The following is a 20386-nucleotide window of genomic DNA, read 5'->3' on the forward strand; positions in this document are numbered from 1 at the left end:
GAATACAATGAAGAACATTTTCAGCAGAACTTTTTGGGTGGGAGGATTGGCACTCTGTTTCTTCTCCGGCGTATATGCACAGACTTATACATGGGTGAGCAGTACGGAAGGCAGCGTATGGCAACAATCAAAAGTGAAATTACAATCAGAGCCCAGGCAGACTCCGATATTGGAAGTTAGCGGTACGGAGGAAGGAACCCCTTTCAAGGCATGGGGCACTTGTTTCAATGAGTTGGGCTGGGATGCCCTGAACATCCTTACTCCTGATGAAAAGGAGGACATCCTGAAGAAACTGTTCTTGCCGGAAGGAGACCTGCGCTTCACGATGGGGCGCGTAGCGATGAATGCCAACGACTATGCACGCAATTGGTATAGCTGCGACGAAGTGCCGGGAGACTTCCAGTTGAAGTATTTCAATATAGACCGTGACAAGCAGACGTTGATTCCCTATATCCGTTCCGCACAGAGATACAATCCGGACCTGACTTTCTGGATTTCCCCTTGGTGCCCGCCCAGTTGGATGAAAATCAATGGTGATTATCCGGTGCGGAGCAGTGAATATAACCGGCTTTCGCCCGATGCGGACTTTGCGCTTTTCGAGGGAAATGAGAAGAAGGATAGCGGCGTTTTTCCTGAACGGCTGGCCGTAAATGATTACATGATACAAGACTCCCGCTACTTGCAGACGTATGCCGACTATTTCTGCAAGTTTATCGATGCTTACAAAGAGCAAGGCATCCCCATCTCCATGGTGATGTATCAGAACGAGGCATACAGCTATACGCCTTATCCCGGCTGTGCATGGACTGCCGAGGGTACTATCCGTTTCAATGTGGAGTATCTGGCGCCGACCTTGAAGAAGCGCCATCCCGAAGTGGCGCTTTATCTGGGTACTATCAATACCAACCGCTTCGATTACATTGACCGGATTCTGTCCGACCCGCGCATGCCGCAAAGTGTGCAAGGAGTAGGTTTCCAGTGGGAAGGCGGGCAGATATTGCCCAGGATTCGTGCCAAATATCCCAATTACAAGTATGTACAGACCGAAAGTGAATGCGGCTGGGGCAGTTTTGACTGGAAAGGCGGTGAGCACACTTTCGGGCTGATGAACCATTACCTGGGCAATGGCTGCGAAGAATATACCTTTTGGAACTGCATCCTCTGCGATAATGGCGAGAGCCCTTGGGGATGGAAACAGAATGCGTTGATTCGGGTAGACACCAAGGCGCGTGCGGCAACTTTCACACCGGAGTATTATGCGGTGAAGCATTACAGCAAGTACGTGGTTCCGGGTTCACGCATTCTGGTTTATCAGGCTAAGAACGAGAATAATACGCCGGTACTGGTGGCACGGACACCTCAGAACAAATATGTGGTGATTGCAGGAAATTTCAATGAGGAAGCAAAAGAGTTGACATTGAAGTTGGATAATCGTTATCTGAATATTACATTGCAGCCACATTCTTTCAATACATTTCAGATGAACTAAAAGCATATTTTAGCTATGGACTATCTACAATAAATCCGCATCATAGCATTCGGAAATGATGCGGATTTGTTGTAAATGATGTGATTCTGCCTCAATTACGAAAGGGTGGAATCATTGCTTCCTTTTCCGGCAAATGCAATCCGTCAGATGCAGGCAAAAAGCTTTGCTTACAGTGTACTAAGGTACGATAATTATACTCATTCTACAAGCGATTCCTTACTTTTTTAGGTCGATTCCAGTGCTTTCTTGTGAGAAATCTGGTGTATTGGGTCGAAAAAGTATATGATTGGGGTTGCACTGTGTAGGCTGCTATGCCGGCTTTTGTTTGTTGAAACAACTTGTTTTCCTTGTTGAAACAACTCGTTTCCCTTGTTGAAACAATTGGTCTTCTATAATGAAACAACCCGTTTCCCTTTATGAAACTAATGGTATTTAACTCTGAAACTAAAAGTTTCGTGCTGAGAACTAAGCATATAGGTTTATTCTGCAGGCCTTGGACTAAGTGACGGATAAACGCCTGATGCTGCTCCTTGCCGTGGCGTGATAGATGGTTGTGAAGATTTTTATCTATCACGGGTATCTATCACGCTTTAACCGGTTTATAATCAAACGAATATCCCCCCTTGCGTGATAGCATGACAGATGTTTTTAGAAAATAAACTTTGTGAGAGATGTCCGGAAGCTTCAGTCGTAGTAGCTGTATTCTTCACTGTATCTCTCGAATTTCGGTTCTTCGGCAATCCCGTTTTGCTTGAAAACCTGGCGGATATAGGCTTGTGCCTTTGGGAATAAGGCTTGTTCCTGGCGGTAAAAGCGGTAATAGGCTGTCTTGCCGAAGTGTCCGATAAGCTGGTTTCTCATGGGGGCGGCACATTTGTGGGGTACGTTGTCCAGCAGATGCCGTATGCCCCATGCCACCCGGTACTTTTGGGCTTTCCGGAAATAGGGGCAACCGGTGGTATCGGCAGGGATACAGTTCGGGTTGATGATGCTTAAGGTGGGATATTGTGAGGTGCAATGGGTGGCAGCCAGATGATGCAGGCATTCTTCCTTACGGGTACACTGGCTGTGGAAGCAATGCGTAAAGCCATGAGGTACAGACTGATAGTCGAATTTATTTTCCATATGTTGTTTGCTTGTCTACGATTAGAGTGTAGAGTACGGCTGCAAAGGTAAGGAATAAAGCCGTATTTGTGTCCTAATATTCCGAATATGAATTATATTTGTAATTCAATTGGAGGTATTTTATGTTTTTAATAGAGGATAGATGGAAAAGACTTGGAGATGGTTTGGCAAGAAGGACAAGATAACCCTTGCCATGTTGCGACAGATAGGAGTGGAAGGTATTGTGACTGCCTTGCATGATGTGCCCAATGGTGAAATATGGACTTTGGAAGCCATTGAGGACTTTAAGGGCTACATCGAGTCCTTCGGGTTACGCTGGTCTGTAGTGGAAAGCTTGCCGGTGTGCGAGGAAATCAAGTATGCGGGGGCCGGGCGCGACAGGCTGATAGAGAACTATAAGGTAAGTCTGGCCAATCTCGGTAAAGCAGGCATCAGGACCGTCTGCTATAATTTTATGCCGGTGATTGACTGGATTCGTACGGATTTGCAGCATCCTTGGGAAGACGGAACTTCTTCTCTTTATTTCGACAGAATCCGTTTTGCCTACTTCGACCTCAAGATATTGGAACGGGAGAATGCGGAAGCTGATTATTCTCCGGAAGAATTGGATAAGGTTGCAGAGTTGGACAAGGTGATTACGGAAGCGGAAAAGGCGGAATTGGTAGATACGATTATCGTAAAGACACAAGGTTCGTAAACGGCAATATAAAGGAAGGCGACAAGAATCCGGTAGCTATATTCAAACGTCTGCTGGCGTTATACAAGGGGATAGACCGGGAGGCTCTGCGTGACAATATGCGTTATTTTCTGTCTGCCATCATGCCGGTATGCGAGGAATATGGAGTGAATATGTGCGTACACCCCGACGACCCTCCTTTCCAGGTACTGGGGTTGCCGCGTATTGTGACGGACGAGGCGGATATTGCCTGGTTTCTGAATGCAGTGGACAATCCTCATAATGGTTTGACCTTTTGTGCCGGTTCATTGAGTGCCGGCGAACAGAATGATACCCGTGAGCTGGCGAGGAAGTTTGCCAAGCGTACCCATTTCGTGCATTTGCGCAGCACAAAGCTATGCCGGGTGGAAATTTCATAGAAAGTTCCCATCTGGAGGGAAGGGGGCATCTCATTGATTTAATTCGTATCTTCGAGAAAGAGAATCCGGGATTGCCGATGCGTGTGGACCATGGGCGCATGATGTTGGGTGATGAGGACAAGGGGTACAACGCAGGCTATTCTTTCCATGGACGTATGCTGGCATTGGCACAAGTGGAGGGGATGATGGCTGTGGTGGATGATGAATTGTCCGGAAAATCAGAAGATTGAAGTATTTGTAGACAAAAAAGGAGTATAATTCTTCCTTAAAATAGATTGAACTTGCTATATTTGTCATGATTCCTAATGTCTGGTATATGAAAAATATAGTAAGTTTCTTTTGTCTGCATACGTGTCTTCTTTTGTTCAGCTTTTGGACAATGTATCCTGCTTTAGGCCATGCGGCTGACGGGGATATTATTTCGCGTTTGAAGTTCAAGCCGATTTCTACATTGGACGGGTTGCCGACGGATGAGGTCCAGAAAATATATCAGGATAAAGAAGGGTTTATATGGTTTGCTACCCGGTATGGTTTCTGTAAATACGACGGATACCAGATTACTGTCTATAAATCGAGCTTGAATGCTCCAGGCTTGTTGACCAGTAACAATATTTATTGTTTTGCCGATGATAATGACGGCTTCTTGTGGATTGGTACACAAGAGGGATTGAACACCCTTAATAAGAAAACCGGAGAAATACGTCAGTATACGGCGCCTGCCATTCCCAACAATGTAGTTTCGTGCATGTTGGTTACTCGGGAGAATGAGGTCTGGATTGGTACGGATTCCGGCTTATGCCGGTATGTGGCAGAGAAGGACTCCTTTATGATGTATGATGACAAGTCCACCGATGGGATGTTTCCTGTAGCCTCCATCAAATCGTTGTTCGAAGATTTGGATGGGGATTTGTGGATTGGCACTTGGTCCAATGGTCTTTTCCGTTATTCCCGGAAGGAGGATAAATTCTATGCATATCCTAAAATCAATGAACGTAACTCGGCGCATGTTATCTATCAGGATTCCAACCGGAAAATGTGGGTAGGTGGCTGGGATTGCGGATTATTTCTCTTGAATCATCCCAAGGATATGGCAAACGTGTCTTATACGCATTATTCGCATAGGATAGGGGATGATGCCAGCTTGTCGGACAATATTGTTTATGATATTGTGGAGGATGTACACACGCATACCTTGTGGGTAGGGACCCGGGTGGGGCTGAGTATTATGAAACAAGAGAATCCCGGTACATTCATTAATTATAAGTCATTGCATTCGGCATACCATATACCTTGTGATGAAATAAATTCACTGTTGCGCGATCGCTTCAATAATATCTGGCTGGGTTCCATTGGCGGAGGTGTCTTGATGGTAGACACGAAACAGCCTCCGTTTGCCTTTTATTCGCTGTGCCTACTACTGCTGTCCGTGCTTTGTTTGCCGATTCGGATAAAGACCTTTGGCTGGGTGCTGGGAGTTATGGGTTGGCTCGCAAAGATTATAAAACAGGGGTGTTGTCGTTCTTTTCCCATATTCCGGAATTCTCGGATATTCCTGGTGTACCCACAGTCAATTATATTATTCAGCGTAAGAATGGGGAAGTTTGGTTTGCTACCTATGACGGTGGTATCCTGATATATAAGAAAGGAGAAAAAGTGAAGGTGCTGACTGAATCCGACACGCCTTATCTTTATTCGGACTGTGTCTCGGCCTTATGCGAGGACAGTAAGGGGAATTGTTGGGTGGGCTGCCGTGGAGGTCTGGGAATCAGTTTGGCCGATGGAGGGCATTATAGCTTTGGAACACTATCTTTTGCCGGAGGCGGGCTGGCGGATTGGTATCATGTGAAGGACATTGTGGAGGATACGGATGGTAGTATCTGGATTGCGACAGCCAACTGTGGAATTATACATATTATGGGGAATGTGCAGCATCCCGAAACGTTGAAATGTAGTAACTATAGTTATAACAACGGGCAGTTGGCAACGAACTCGGTGTTGTGTTTGTATGTGGACAAGTCTGGAAGGCTATGGGCCGGAACTGAGGGAGGAGGGTTGTATTTATATGATTATAAGGGAAAGGCATTTATAGAAAAGAATCAGGAATATCAGCTGTCCAGTGACATGATAGGGTCTATAGAGGAAGATAAGCAAGGGTGTTTATGGATGGGGACCAATATGGGGCTGGTACAGCTTTTTGTGCCGGTGGACGAGAATTTGGCTACGGTCCGTGTTTATACAACGGCAGACGGTCTGCAGGATAACTTCTTCATATCACAGTCTTCTTGCAGCAGGGATGGCGAATTATTCTTTGGAGGGAATAAGGGCTACAACAGTTTTTTTCCTGCATCTCTGGAGGAAGACAATGAGGCCATGCCTTATCTGATTACGGATATAAAAATCTTCAACCGTCCTTTTGCAGCATTGGAACCGGAGGTCAGAGAACAGATTTCTTCTGTCATGCCTTCGTTTACGCGGAAGATAGAACTGCCTTACGGGTATAATAATTTCAGTATCGAATTTGCATCTCTTACCTATAAGAATCCCGGTTTGAATCGGTATGCCTATCAGCTTGTGGGTTTTGACAAGGATTGGCAGTATACGGATGCCAACCGCCGTTTTGCCTATTATAATAATTTGAAGAGCGGCACTTACAAGTTCCGTCTGAAAGCTACCAATGAGAATGGTATTTGGAGCCAGGAAATCCGCGAACTTGAGGTGGTGATATTACCTCCGTTTTGGGCTACATGGTGGGCTTATATCATCTATGCGCTGATAGGGGCAGCTGTTGTCTACTTCATTCTCCGGACGGCAAAGAATAGAATGCAGTTACGCAATGAGCTGCATCTTCGAGAGATGGAAAAATCAAAATTGGAAGAACTGAACCATGCCAAATTACAGTTCTTTACAAACATTACGCATGAACTGCTGACCCCGCTGACTATTATTTCGGCTACGGTTGATGAGTTGAAGATGCGATTCCCCGGGCATGATGACCTTTATACGGTAATGGGTAGCAATATCAGTCGGCTTATCCGTTTGTTGCAGCAGATTCTTGAATTTCGTAAGGCGGAAACCGGTAATCTGAAGTTGCGTGTTTCTCCGGGAGATGTGGCGGCGTTTGTGAAAAACGAAGCCGAATCTTTCCTGCCGCTTGTCAAAAAGCGCAAGATACATTTCTCTGTACTCTGTAATCCAGAGTCGATTATCGGTTATTTTGATACGGACAAACTTGACAAGATTCTCTATAACCTGCTTTCCAATGCTGCTAAATATAATAAGGAAGGTGGCTATATACAAGTCACGCTTATGCATGCCGAAGATAGGGATTTTGTCCGGCTGCATGTAAAGGATAATGGCAGCGGTATTTCAAAGGATAAACAGAAGACGCTTTTCAAGCGGTTCTACGAAGGGGATTACCGGAAGTTTAATACCATTGGTACGGGTATCGGTCTTTCTTTGACAAAGGATTTGGTGGAATTGCATGGAGGACGTATTGAAGTGGAGAGTGGGGAAGGGCAGGGAACGGAATTTATCGTGACTTTGCCCGTAGACCGCTCTTACTTTAAAGAAGAACAGATTGACGAAGAAGCTGTACTTCCGGTACAGAAAACCGTTACTTATCTTGAAGAGGAGGAGGATGCGGACAATGTTATCTCAGAAAAGTCCAAAGCGCATACTATACTGGTGGTGGAAGACAATGAGGAGCTTTTGCAGTTAATGGTCAGGCTGCTGAAGCGTGAATATAATGTCCATACGGCTGAAAACGGTCAAGAGGCTGTGACTGTGCTTGACAATGAGGATATTGACCTGATAGTTTCGGATGTGATGATGCCCGTGATGGACGGTATTGGGTTCTGCAGATACGTGAAGAACAAGTTGGAACTCAGTCACATTCCCGTAATTCTTCTGACAGCCAAGAACAAGGAGGAAGATCGCGCTGAAGCTTATGAAGTGGGTGCGGATGCTTTTATCAGTAAACCGTTCAATCTGGCTGTGTTGCATGCGCGTATCCGCAATCTGCTGAAATACAAAGAGCGCAAGGCGCATGATTTTAAGAACCAACTGGTATTCGAAATCAAGGAATTGGATTATACCAGTATTGATGAAGACTTTATGCAACGTGCCATTGACTGTGTAAACCGTCATCTGGAAGATTCTGAGTTCGACCAACCACAGTTTGTGGAGGAGATGGGTACCAGCAAGTCTACCCTTTATAAGAAACTGAAATCCCTGACCGGACTAAATACTTCTGCCTTTATCCGTAACATTCGTCTGAAAGCGGCTTGCCGCATTATGGAAGAGAAGGGAAGTTCCGTACGTATTTCCGATTTGGCGTATGCTGTCGGTTTTAATGACCCGAAATATTTCAGTTCTTGTTTCAAGAAGGAATTCGGTATGTTGCCGACGGAATATCAGGAACGCTTCATACAATCATAGATTAAGTCAAATTATGCTTCAATTAGGTCGAATAACTAAAATTCTACCTCGTAGAAGTATTATTGGAGGTCCTTCTATCAGCATTCGCCTACATTTGCCATTGTTTTCACAGTTAAAATGAAGAGTGAAAGTGAAACAATTAATGTTTAATCTTAAAGTTTATACAATGAAGAGACAGAGATTCTTTGAAGGACTCGGGCTGAAAGTGTATGTCACTTTGGCCATTTGCATGGCCCTTCTGTTGAATGTTCAGTTCTTGAACGCACAGAGTTCGACAATCAATGTAAAAGGTGTGGTTAATGATGCGATGGGACCGGTGATTGGTGCCAGTGTAGTGGAGAAAGGGAATACGACGAATGGAACAATTACTGACATTGACGGTAATTTCTCCTTGAGGATACCTTCCGATGCTACTTTACTGATTAGTTTTATCGGTTATAAGACGCAGGAGATTCCAGTAGCAGGAAAAACATCTTTCAATGTGCAGCTGGCGGAAGATTCCGAGATGCTGGATGAAGTGGTGGTAGTGGGTTTCGGTACACAGAAAAAGGTGAACCTGACTGGTTCTGTGGGGCTGGCTACGGCAAAAGAAATTGAAGCCCGGCCGGTAGCGAATGCCACGCAGGCATTGCAGGGCTTAGTACCGGGCTTGCAGATTACGACCAATACCGGTGAATTGGACAAAAATATGTCCATCAATATTCGTGGTAACGGTACTATCGGTGACGGCTCAAGCGGAAGTCCGCTGATTTTGATTGACGGTATGGAGGGTGACATCAATACGGTGAATCCGCAGGATATTGAGAATATTTCTGTATTGAAGGATGCAGCTGCTTCCTCTATTTATGGTTCGCGTGCACCGTTCGGCGTTATCTTGGTGACTACTAAGAAAGGTAAATCAGGTAAGCCGACTATCAATTACAATAATAGCTTCCGTTTCAACAGTCCGGTGAATTTGCCGGAGATGATGGATTCCTATACTTTTGCCAACTACTTCAATGAAGCTGCACGCAACGGTCAGGACAATGCCCAGTTCTCTGATGCGGTAATGCAACAGATGCTTGATTTTCAAGCTGCGGGAGGTACTAATCGTGGCGGTTTGCCTACTGATGGTAATGTATGGGGGAAACCGGCAGGCGACCCGTTTACTACGGCGTATGCCAATACGGACTGGTTCTCCGAAATCTATAAAGGGTCTTCCTTCTCGCAAGAACATAACTTCAGTGTGAGTGGTGGTGGTGACAAGTTCAACTATTATGCTTCATTGGGGTATCTGGATCAGAATGGTTTGCTTCGTCATGGTTCCGATGATTTGAAGCGCTATAATGCTACCGCCAAGTTTGGTGCCGAACTGACCAAATGGTTAAAGTTCAATTACAGTTTGCGTTATGTCCGCCAGGACCTTGGCCGTCCTACAGCTTTTGGTGGTGGCTTGTATGAAAAAATCGGTCGTCAGACTTGGCCTAATCTTCCGGTTTATGATGAAAACGGCTATTATTTCAATAGTAATGCCGAGACACCTGCCATGTCATTGGCGTTGGGTGGTGAGCGTGATGTGCAGACAGATAAGGTTTATCATCAGGCAGGTTTGGTATTCGAGCCCGTGAAGAATTGGATTACCAATGTGGAATTCAATTATAGTACCAATTCCATAGATACGCGTGAAACCGGACTTCCTTGCTATAACCATGATGTGAACGGGAATGTTGTGGATACACAAGGAACCACCAGCCTCTATCAGGACTATAAGAAAGAAAATTATATGAACTGGAATATTTACTCCACTTATTCTCTTACTCTAAATGATGATCATAATTTCAAAATAATGGGCGGTTTCCAGTCTGAAGAGATGCGTCAGAAGTTTTTCAAAGCCAAAGGATATGGCTTGCAGGTAGAGGACCTTCCGGAACTAGACCTGATTTCGAATATTGACGGTGCTGGTAAGGATAAGGTACCCGAAGTGGGCGGTTATCGCAACGAGTGGGCTACAGCCGGTTTCTTTGGTCGCTTGAACTACGATTATAAAGGCCGTTATCTGGCAGAGGCAAATCTGCGCTATGACGGTACTTCCCGTTTTCGTCGCGGCAACCGTTGGCAGGTATCGCCTTCCTTTTCTTTGGGTTGGAACATTGCCCAGGAAAACTTCTGGGAAGACTTTGCGGATGTTTGCAATCAGTTGAAGTTCCGTTTTTCTTATGGTGAACTGGGAAATATGAATACAAGCGGCTGGTATCCTACTTATCGTACAATGACATTGGGACAAGCAAACGGAAGCTGGCTACAGAATGGACTGAAACCCAACACTGCTTATGTAGGCAGCCTTATTAGTACAGCTTTGACTTGGGAAAAAGTGCGCACTTGGAACGTCGGCCTTGACTGGGGACTGTTCAATAACCGTTTGACCGGTTCATTCGATGCTTATATCCGTTATACGGATAATATGGTAGGTCCGTCTGTAGAGCTGCCTGCTACATTGGGTATTGCAACTCCCAAGACCAATAACTGTGACTTGAAGACAAAGGGTTGGGAACTTACTATCGGATGGCAGGACCGTACAAACTTTGGTATGGGATATGGCATCAAGTTCAATGTTTCTGATGCACGTACTTATATTGACAGATATCCCGGTAATCCGACAAATTCTGTTGGAACAGGAACTTATATTGCAGGTCGTGAGATAGGTGAAATCTGGGGTTTTGAAACCGTAGGAATTGCCAAGACAGATGCCGAAATGCAGGCACATTTGGATAAGGTAGGCGGACAAAACGCGCTTGGTTCCATCTGGGCTGCAGGTGACATTATGTATGCTGATTTGGATGGAAAACCGGGTATCACCAAAGGTGCGCAGACTTTGGAGGATCATGGTGATTTGAAGGTGATAGGCAACAATACTCCCCGTTACCATTTCGGTCTTGACTTGAATGCCAATTACAAGGGATTTGATGTCCGTCTCTTCTTCCAGGGAGTGATGAAGCGTGATTATTGGCAGGGTTCCAATATCTTCTGGGGCGTTGGTCAATGGGGTATGTGGTGGTCAACCGGCTTAAAAGAACACGAAGACTATTTCCGTGATGAACCCGTCGGACTGGCCGGCCATGAGATTGCTGCCAATATCAATTCCTATTATGCACGTCCGAGATTTGACAGTACCCAGAACCAGGAAACTCAAACCCGCTATCTGCAGGATGCGTCTTATATCCGTTTGAAGAACTTCCAGCTTGGCTATACATTGCCTGCTTCCATCATTCGTAAAATTGGTATCACCAACTGCCGTATCTTCGTATCAGGCGAAAATTTGTGGACGGGAACCAAGCTGAGTAAGTTGTTTGATCCCGAAACAATCAGCGGCGGTAATACGGACAACAATGCTTCTGCACCTATTAAGAGTGGTGGTAATGCATATCCGCTTTCAAGAACTTGGTCTTTTGGACTTAGCGTATCACTTTAATCCCATAAATAAAGAAGAATATTATGAAATCGAATTATAGATATATTGTAAAAGCGTTCATTGCAATGGCAGCGATTGTCGGAACGACTTCCTGCGATGATTTTCTGGACAGAGAGCCGATGTCAAGCATTTCTCCCGAAACCTATTATTCCACTGCGGCCCAGTTGGAAGCCAATCTGAATGATGAATATCCCAATGTCCTTCCGTCATTCGGCCAGTGGACTTATGGCATCTTCGGTGAAGACAAAGGAACCGATAACCAGATAGAAGTGAATGCCAATGACCGTTACACCCAGGATCGCTGGAAAGTGCCTCATAGCGAAAGTGACAATTGGAAGTTCGAACGCATTTATCGTATTAACTTCTTTTTGTCTGAAGCACTTCCCAAATTCGGTGAAGATATGAGCGGTTCACAAAATACAATTTCCGGGAGTGTAGGCACTATCAAGCACTATATCGGAGAAATGTACTTCCTGCGCGCTTACGAGTACTTCAAGAAACTCCAGCTTTTCGGTGACTTCCCGATTATAGACCAACCGCTTGCCGATGATATGGAGGCTCTCCGTGAGGCCAGCAAACGTTTTCCACGTAATGAAGTGGCACGTTTCATCATTTCTGACCTTGACAAGGCTTATGCTTACATGAGTGATGTTGATATGGCAACAACCCGTATCAATAAGGATGCTGCAATGCTGATTAAGTCGCGTGTGGCGCTGTTCGAGGCTACTTGGTTACAGAATTTCAAGGGTACGGCATTCGTACCAGGTGGAGAAGGTTGGCCGGGAGCATCTCTTTATAGTAATTACCAGTATCCGGGTGGAAGTATTGACAATGAAGTGAAGTTTTTCTTGGAACAGGCCGTGGAAGCTTCCAAAATTGTAGCAGATAAATACAAGGGAAGCTTGACGGAGAATACCGGTGTGCTGCAACAATCAGCTGATGCCCCGTCAAATCCTTACTTTGATATGTTTGCGCAGGAAGATCTTTCAGACGTGAAGGAAGTACTGTTGTGGCGCCAGTATGCCCGCGGACTCTCTACTCATAACATCAATGCCGCTGCCGGACGTGGTAATTATCGTATCGGTCTGACCCGTGGATTCGTACAGAATTTCCTGATGGAGGATGGTACTCCAGTTTATGCTCATGGTTCTTATGCGGATGGTGACGGCTATTATATGGGCGACAAGACGATTGCCGATGTTCGTGTAAATCGTGACCCGCGTCTCAGTATCTTCCTGAAAGAACCGGGACAGAAGAACATTCTTTTTGAAGTTGATAATAATGAAGGTACAGAGGTAGTGATGGAGGAACCCTATCCGGCCATTACGAGTGGTGACGGTGAGCGTGGCTATGCTACCGGTTATGCATTGCGCAAGGGTGGCTCATTCAACCGTAAGTATTATGCCAATGGCGGTGGTTATACGGCAGCTGTATGTTTCCGTGCGGCTGAGGCTCTGCTGAATTATATGGAAGCAAGCTATCTGCTCAATGGAATGCTGGATGCTACGGCTCGTGAATATTGGACTGTACTTCGCCAGCGTGCCGGTATCAGTACTGATTTTGACAAGACTATCGCTGCAACGGACATGAGTAAGGAGGCTGAAAATGATTGGGGAGCCTATACGGCCGGGAGTATCATTTCTGACAGAACTCTGTATAATATCCGTCGTGAACGCCGTTGCGAGTTTCTGGCTGAAGGTCTTCGTTACATGGACTTGTGCCGTTGGCGTTCTATGGACCAATTGATTGCTACTCCCAGCCATCTGGAAGGAATGCATTTGTGGAATACTCCGATGGAGGACTGGTATCTGGATGATAAAGGAAAATCCACTTTGATTGCTGACGGGACAGACAAGGCTAATGTTTCATCGAAAGATAAGAGCGAGTATCTCCGTCCGTTCGAGAGAAGCAGCAACCAGTCTGCCTATAACGGCTGCACTTGGAAGATGGCACATTATTTGAATCCTATTATGATAAAACAGTTCCAGTTGACAGCCTCTTCGGGAGCGGATGTATCGGCTTCTATTCTTTACCAGAACCCTTATTGGCCGGTGGTAGCTGACCAGCCGGCTGAGAAATAAAGGTATTTTTCAATAGGTATTTGATTTAGGGAGTAGGATACACTTTCCGGTGCGAAGGTATCCTGCTCCCTTCTTTATAAATAGAAACAAGACAGAATATGACTCATTTGAATTTCAAGTTTTTAGTGGTATGCTTGGCTGTCGTGGCGTCAGTCGTCGGCCTGCAGGCACAAAATGATGTCCCCATAAGGGGGAAGGTGAAATCGTTCCAGCCGGAGTATGGAATGATGTAAACGGGGAGTACATTAATGCACATGGTGGTGGTATACTGTTATTTGACAGTAAATATTATTGGTTCGGTGAACACCGTCCTGCAAAAGGATTCTCTACGGAGGTAGGAGTAACATGTTATTCTTCTGCCGATTTATGTAATTGGAAATATGAGGGGGTGGCCTTGTCTGTATCGGAGGAAGCTGGCAATGAAATAGAGAAAGGCTGTATTATGGAACGCCCCAAGGTGATTTATAACGAAAAGACGAAGAAATTTGTCATGTGGTTTCATCTGGAACTGAAAGGGAAGGGCTATGAGGCTGCCCGTGCGGGAGTGGCTGTCAGTGACTCTCCGGCGGGACCTTACCGTTTTGTTTCTTCAGGTCGTGTTTGTCCGGGAGTATTTCCGCTGAATATGACGGAGGAAGAACGGGACATGCAGTGGAATATGGAACAGTTTGAAGAATGGTGGACGCCTGAGTGGAGAGAGGCTGTCAATAAGGGGTTGTTTGTGAAACGTGACTTGAAGGGAGGACAGATGTCCCGCGACATGACATTGTATGTTGACGATGATGGAAAAGCCTATCATATCTATTCTTCGGAAGAGAATCTGACCTTGCAAATTGCTGAGCTGACTGATGACTATCAAGGGCATTCCGGAAAATATATCCGTCTCTTCCCGGGAGGGCATAATGAAGCTCCGGCACTATTCAAACATGACGGTACGTATTGGATGATTACTTCCGGTTGTACGGGATGGGAGCCCAATGAGGCACGTTTATTTTCAGCATCCTCCATCTGGGGACCGTGGAAACAGCATCTGCATCCTTTCATTGGTAAGGGGGCTGAAAAGACTTTCGGCGGTCAAAGTACCTTTGTCATTTCTACTCCGGAAAATAGATTTGTCTTTATGGCTGATGTCTGGAAGCCGGAGAGTTTGATGTATTCACAGTATATCTGGCTGCCGATTGCTTTTGATGATACTGGTAAACCGGTTATCGAATGGAAAGAAAGTTGGAATCCTCGCTGATATATTTGAGAAAAAAAGGAAAGGAGCTTGCCGCGATGACGGGGCAAGCTCCTTTTTTAACAAGCTCCTTTTGATAAATCCGTCCGGCTAATAGTTGAAAGCCTTGGATTTTACGTAAACCTTGAAGTCTTTGATTCCACCCGGTACCTCGCTTTCCATTCTGGGTAGATATTGTATGCCGGTCAGGGTGCGGGTACTCCCCAAGTCAATCACGACAGCATGCGGGTATGGAGTGTCTTTTGTTGTGCTCCAATAGGTTGATTCCTGGAGGTCGAAGATTTTGTCCGCAGAACAGTTGACGTGGGATACGTCTTCGCTGTCGGCATAATTGACAATCCAGGGTTCGCGTGACAGACGTTCCCCATTCTCGTTCAGCAGATACATTTCGGCAATGCAAGCCAGGTCTTTTCCATCTTGTGCACTTAAGGCTTCCAGGCAGACATAACGTCCGGTGACGGGTTGGCCGAATTTGCGTTCTTGCCAACCGTTGCCGGGATTGAAGCTGTCGGAGAGGACGGGCTGCTCACCGGACAAGTCGAGATTTTCACCCTCATTGCGGTGCGTCAGCGGTTTGGTGACGAGCAGTTGGTCCAGCAATGGCTCGCTCAGTCCTTCGGACTTGGCTTCTTTGGGACCGATGATGTCGAAGACAATCACTTCATTCTCGCCTTTCTTCAACCAGCATCCCGGGATGTAGAGGGTCTGTTGCGGGCCGATTTTCCAAATGCGTCCCATGGCGTGCCCGTTGACGTAGACAAGTCCCTTGCCCCAAGTCTCGAAGTTTAAGAATGTGTCGCTGGGCTTGTTCACCTTAAAGGTGGCACGGTAGCAACCCGGAATGCGTTGTCCTAACTCATCTTTCAGTGAGCCAATGGGCTGGAACTTCATGTTCTTATAGAAATCGTATGTATCTTCAAGGTTATAGACTTCCCAATCCTTCAGGTTGCAGGTGAAAGGACGACCGTCGATGTCTACGGTAAGTTCTACGCTTTGGGTGATACCCTTGAAGTCCTTGATGGCACGTCCAAAGTTGATGCGGCCCATGGCTTCTACCAGAATGTCGAGGCGTGCACCTTTGGGGCAGGCGGGGAATTCCAGTTGCTTTTCACCGTTGCGGCGGTCCAGTTTGCCGATGTATTTGCCATCCAGGAAAACTTGGGCATAATCGTGCGCATCGTTCACAGTGAGCAGGGACGGGGTTTTCATCTCGGGCAGTGTGGTGCGGTAGAGAATACTTCCGAATCCCTGGTTATATTCCTCCATGGTACGGATATTGCGGTCTTTCTTGGCAGCAGGAAGATTGTCGAACAAAGGAGCCATCTCTGTAAATAGGAAAGACGGAATACGGATGGGCTTGATTAAAGCGGGAACTTTAGCCTGCTTCTCGCCATTCATGTATTTGGATAATGCTTTTCGCAATTCCCAGTATTTGGGAGTAGTCTGTCCCGATTCGCTGATGGGGGCGTCGTAGTCGTAAGAGGTTACGTCAGGGGCGAATCCGGGTGAGTTGGCTCCTGCCCAGTGTCCCCAGTTGGTTCCTCCATGGGTCATGTAGAGGCTGAAGGAGATGCCTTTGGACAACATCTCGTCGATACCGGCAATCATGTCGGCAGCCGGACGGGTTTCGTGGTTGGCTCCCCACTTGTCGAACCAACCGCTCCAGAATTCGGAGCACATCAGCGGACTGTCAGGACGGAGCTTCTTCAGCGGTGCAAACTGCTGGTCGATGTTGGCTCCTGTACCGAAGTTCATGGTCCATACCAGGTCATGGAGCCCGTTCTTGGTGAAGTTGGACGCCCAGTCGCACTGGAACAGTGCTACGCCGGGGTAATTGGCGCGTACGATGTCACGGATTTGCGATACGTAACCTTTGTCTTCCCCGTAGGAGCCGTATTCGTTCTCTACTTGCACCATGATGATGGGGCCTCCGTTCTGTATGGTCATACCGGCTACCTGCTCGGCAACGGCTTTTTCGAAGATACCTACACGCTCCATAAAGTAGGGGTCGGATTCGCGCAGGCGGATATCTTTTTTCTTGAGTAACCACCAGGGCAGCCCGCCCATTTCCCATTCGGCACAGACATAGGGCCCTGGGCGCAGGATGACATACATATCGTTCTGTTGGCACAGACGGCAGAATTCTGCCAAGTCATTCTGCCCGGTGAAGTCGAATACACCTGGTTGAGGCTCATGAGAGTTCCAGAAGACATAAAGGCAGACTGTGTTCATGCCCAGTGCCTTGCACATTTTGATGCGTTGGTCCCAATAGGCCTTGGGGATGCGTGGATAGTGCAGCTCTGCGGCTTTGATGACAAACGGCTTGCCGTTCAATAGGAATGTCCCTTTGCCGGCAGAAAAGTCGCCTTGTCCTTCCCATTGGGTACGCGGGTCCCAGCTGTCGCGCCAGGGTATCGTGATTGTTCCGTCCTTGCCGAACTCAAGCGGGAGCCATACGTAGCGCGAGTCCTCAAGGTCTTTCTTTTTCCAGCGGTCGAACATGGCGATGTAGGCATTTCCTTTTCCATAGACTTGCTGCACGTAAGTGCTTTGTGCATAGAAGGTCTTGTCTGCATCAGGACCGGTACACGGATTGCCGATGGTAGTCCATTGCCCCATGATGGAGTCGGTCACAGCCAACTCGGCAACATTGGGTCCCAGCCGGTACAACCGGAAGAGAGCATATAGTACTTGCCGTTATACTTGAATACGGCGGGTGCTTCGCGGCTATGCTTCACGAAATTGCGTGTATAGCGACCGGTGGGCTTCAGGTAGTCATCCGTTAGCTCGCTTATATATAAGGTAGCGTTGTTTTCCGAAGAGTAGAGCTGATATGCCTTGCCGTTATCATCAACAAACACTGTTTGGTCGCGGCTCATCGCACCGTTGGGACGGAAGCTGCCTACATAGGTGAATGTCCCGGTAGGAGAATCGCTGACCGCTACGCCGGCACATGCTTTACTGTAGTCGGCGCTTTCCACATGCGCCCACATGACGAATTTCTTTGTCTTTTCGTTGTAAATCACTTTGGGACGTTCCAACACTTTGCTGGGGTGCAGGTCGTGTTTCTCGTCGTCTTTCACGGCAGGAAGTACGATACCCTCAAACTTCCAGTTCAGCAGGTCTTTCGAGGAGTAGCAGCTGACACCGGTTACGTCGGTGCGGTAGCATTCCCACGTACCCATTCGGGCAGGATGGTTTCTCCTTTTTTGTATTCGCCATACCAATAGTAGGTTCCTTCGTGGTAAAGAAGGCCGCCGCCATGGGCGTTGATAGGATTGCCGTCGGTGTCTTTCCATACTTCCCCGGGTATGATTGCGGCATTTTTCGTTTGTGCTTTTGTCTTTGCAGATGGCAGGCAGCAAAGGCAGGCCAGCAATGCAAAACTCCAAATAATTTTCCTTTTCATTTAAGAATTCGGTATTAGATAATTAATAAATCGTTTTATGTTTTGGGCAAAGATATGCGAAAGTTGAGAAATGGAAGGTATGTAAATGTGTCAAAAAGGAGAGATTATAGCTCTAATCTCTCCTTTTTGTGATGTTTTTCTGTCTTTTCTATTTGGTTTGTACTTGTTTCATCACCCGGAGGAAATTTCCACTCCATATCTTGGCGATGTCTGTTTCTGTAAATCCATGTTCCAGCAGACGGACGGTGATATTGATGAAATCATTGTCCCCATTGCATCCTTTGACCCCGCCTCCACCGTCGAAGTCCGAGCCGATTCCCACGTGGTCTATGCCTGCCACTTCAACCATGTGCAGCAGGTGTTTCATGAAGTCCGTAAGGTTGGCTTTCTTGGCATCTGGGTTCAGAAACTCGTCTACCAGGCAGGCTTGAGCCACGCCGCCATGTGCGGCAAGGGCGCGTAGCTGTTCGTCGGTCAGGTTGCGGTCGTGTCTGTAGATGGCGCTTGCAGAGGAGTGGGAGGCTATGACCGGTGCTTTTGAATATTTCAGTACATCCCAGAAGGTGCTTTCGGCTGCATGGGAAAGGTCTATCATTATTCCCAGCCGGTTCATCTCTTTCACCACTTTCCTACCGTAAGGACTTAAGCCGTTCCAACGGGCAGTCGTGTCCGAAGAACTGTCGCAGATGTCATTGTTGCGGGTGTGGCAAAGGGTGATGTAGGTAACGCCTGCATCATGGAAACGGGTGATATTCTTCAAATCCTTGCCGATGCCGTATCCGTTTTCGATGCCAATATAAAAAGCTTTCTTTCCTTCGGTCTTGAGCCTGGACAAGTCATTGGGCGTGCGGGCTATGGCACATTGCTCCCCGTTCATCTCCACTTGTCGGTAGATGTGGCGTATCAACTCATTCACTCGGTCAATGGCTTTCCGACTGTTCTCTTCATCGCACGGGCCTTGGTGCACCCAGCATGCCAGGTATTGTCCATCCAGTTTTCCTTCTTGCATCTTGGGCAGGCAAACCTGCGTTTTTTCACGCGTACCTATATTATAGGAAACGTCAAAATCAAGTGGGGTGTCTGTATGCGTGTCGAGGGAGAGGATGCGACGGTGAATCTCTTTGGCATGCCGGTAGGTAGCTGCCTTTTGAACCAGAAAATGGAAGAATCTGGCAGAGATGCTGTCGCCTGCCGTAGCCAGAGCTTCGGGATGGAATTGCACACCCCATATCGGATATTCGTGGGAAGACTCTATAGCTTCGGGAATACTGTCTGACGACCAACCCGTTACGCTGAATCCCGGGGCAACTTGCTTGACCGCCTGGTGATGGTGGGTATTGGTGAAAAGTTGTGTCTGTCCGGTTATGGATGCCATGGCAGAACCGGGAGTGAGGTGGACGGTATGAGTTGGTATACTGCTCGGCTCCTGCTGCTGGTGGCAGACAGTGGTGTCGGGATGCTGGGTAGGGATGTCCTGATAAAGGGTTCCGCCGAAAGCTACATTGATTAACTGTTCTCCCCGGCAGATGCCAAACATCGGAATGTTACGCCGGGCAGCCAGGCGGATGAGTGTTATGTCGTATACATCACGCAGGGAGTCCACCTCTCCCAGCTGTTCGATGGGCGATTCATTGAAATAGGAAGGGTGGATGTCTCCTCCTCCTATCAGGATGATGCCGTCCAGCCGGTTGGCAATGTCTGTCAAGACAAGGCTATCGGTAGTGATGGGAATCAGTATAGGTGTTCCGCCTGCCTGGATTATAGACTCGGTATACGTCATCTGTGTGGATGAGCTTCGGCCCGGATGTGAGCAGGAAATGCCGATGAGAGGGGTTTTCCCGGTTGTTTTTTGATTGGACTGTCCCATTGCCAAATATGGACATAGGGCGAGCAGCGCTGTTAACAGTAGTTTGTTCATGGTTTTCGGGGGGATTCTTTTTACTGCAAAGTTATAAGAAATATTTAAGCCATCCAAGAGGTGGGATAACTAGTGAATTCGGGCAGTTTATTGGCAGAAGAACATTATATTCTTTGTTGGTGGGGGGAAGTGTGTTATATAACATGC

At 47.0% G+C, this 20386-nt stretch carries 7 protein-coding genes and 4 pseudogenes; 7 read left to right on the plus strand and 4 right to left on the minus strand.

Annotated features, from left to right (window positions below):
- The first annotated feature begins 7 nt into the window (after nt 1-7).
- Entirely contained in the window at nt 8-1489 is a 1482-nt protein-coding gene (locus JCM16496_RS04175; RefSeq protein WP_025832500.1) for a glycoside hydrolase family 30 protein, read from the plus strand.
- 684 nt (nt 1490-2173) lie between these two features.
- Here JCM16496_RS04175 and JCM16496_RS04180 read toward each other — a convergent pair.
- Nucleotides 2174-2614 carry a DUF6078 family protein gene (locus JCM16496_RS04180; RefSeq protein ID WP_025832502.1) on the minus strand — a complete coding sequence of 147 codons (441 nt, stop codon included), beginning with the start codon at nt 2612-2614 and terminating at the stop codon, nt 2174-2176.
- A gap of 142 nt (nt 2615-2756) precedes the next feature.
- Here JCM16496_RS04180 and uxuA point away from each other — a divergent pair.
- From uxuA to JCM16496_RS04210, 6 genes and pseudogenes are all read left to right on the plus strand, one after another.
- Nucleotides 2757-3939 (plus strand): annotated as a pseudogene (gene uxuA / locus JCM16496_RS04185) (mannonate dehydratase).
- A gap of 86 nt (nt 3940-4025) precedes the next feature.
- Nucleotides 4026-8146 (plus strand): annotated as a pseudogene (locus tag JCM16496_RS04190) (hybrid sensor histidine kinase/response regulator transcription factor).
- 166 nt (nt 8147-8312) lie between these two features.
- Entirely contained in the window at nt 8313-11594 is a 3282-nt protein-coding gene (locus JCM16496_RS04195; RefSeq protein ID WP_209441603.1) for a SusC/RagA family TonB-linked outer membrane protein, read from the plus strand.
- Between the two features lie 23 nt (nt 11595-11617).
- Nucleotides 11618-13675: a RagB/SusD family nutrient uptake outer membrane protein gene (locus JCM16496_RS04200; RefSeq protein ID WP_025832506.1), complete on the plus strand. Its 2058-nt coding sequence runs from the start codon at nt 11618-11620 to the stop codon at nt 13673-13675.
- A 98-nt stretch (nt 13676-13773) separates the two neighbouring features.
- Nucleotides 13774-13908: a hypothetical protein gene (locus tag JCM16496_RS24565; protein ID WP_262482754.1), complete on the plus strand. Its 135-nt coding sequence runs from the start codon at nt 13774-13776 to the stop codon at nt 13906-13908.
- Nucleotides 13893-14915: pseudogene (locus JCM16496_RS04210) on the plus strand (glycoside hydrolase family 43 protein); the annotation flags it as partial. The gene JCM16496_RS24565 and the pseudogene JCM16496_RS04210, both read left to right, overlap by 16 nt.
- Nucleotides 14916-15002: 87 nt before the next feature.
- Here the strand turns inward: JCM16496_RS04210 and JCM16496_RS04215 are convergent.
- The 3 genes and pseudogenes from JCM16496_RS04215 to JCM16496_RS04220 form a co-directional block, all read right to left on the minus strand.
- A complete protein-coding gene (locus JCM16496_RS04215; protein WP_369346652.1) occupies nt 15003-17327 on the minus strand; it encodes a beta-galactosidase in 2325 nt (774 codons plus the stop codon).
- Nucleotides 17304-18321, minus strand: a pseudogene (locus JCM16496_RS24855) (glycoside hydrolase family 43 protein); the annotation flags it as partial. The pseudogene JCM16496_RS24855 and the gene JCM16496_RS04215, both read right to left, overlap by 24 nt.
- Before the next feature lie 148 nt (nt 18322-18469).
- Entirely contained in the window at nt 18470-20239 is a 1770-nt protein-coding gene (locus tag JCM16496_RS04220; protein WP_025832511.1) for a gamma-glutamyl-gamma-aminobutyrate hydrolase family protein, read from the minus strand.
- Between the last annotated feature and the right edge of the window lie 147 nt (nt 20240-20386).

The organism is Bacteroides rodentium JCM 16496, assembly GCF_000614125.1.
GTDB lineage: Bacteria > Bacteroidota > Bacteroidia > Bacteroidales > Bacteroidaceae > Bacteroides > Bacteroides rodentium.

Bases quoted from the DNA above. Each gene is read 5' to 3' on its own strand.
- JCM16496_RS04175 (WP_025832500.1), top strand. From the start codon at position 8: ATGAAGAACATTTTCAGCAGAACTTTTTGGGTGGGAGGATTGGCACTC.
- JCM16496_RS04180 (WP_025832502.1), bottom strand. From the start codon at position 2,614: ATGGAAAATAAATTCGACTATCAGTCTGTACCTCATGGCTTTACGCAT.
- JCM16496_RS04195 (WP_209441603.1), top strand. From the start codon at position 8,313: ATGAAGAGACAGAGATTCTTTGAAGGACTCGGGCTGAAAGTGTATGTC.
- JCM16496_RS04200 (WP_025832506.1), top strand. From the start codon at position 11,618: ATGAAATCGAATTATAGATATATTGTAAAAGCGTTCATTGCAATGGCA.
- JCM16496_RS24565 (WP_262482754.1), top strand. From the start codon at position 13,774: ATGACTCATTTGAATTTCAAGTTTTTAGTGGTATGCTTGGCTGTCGTG.
- JCM16496_RS04220 (WP_025832511.1), bottom strand. From the start codon at position 20,239: ATGAACAAACTACTGTTAACAGCGCTGCTCGCCCTATGTCCATATTTG.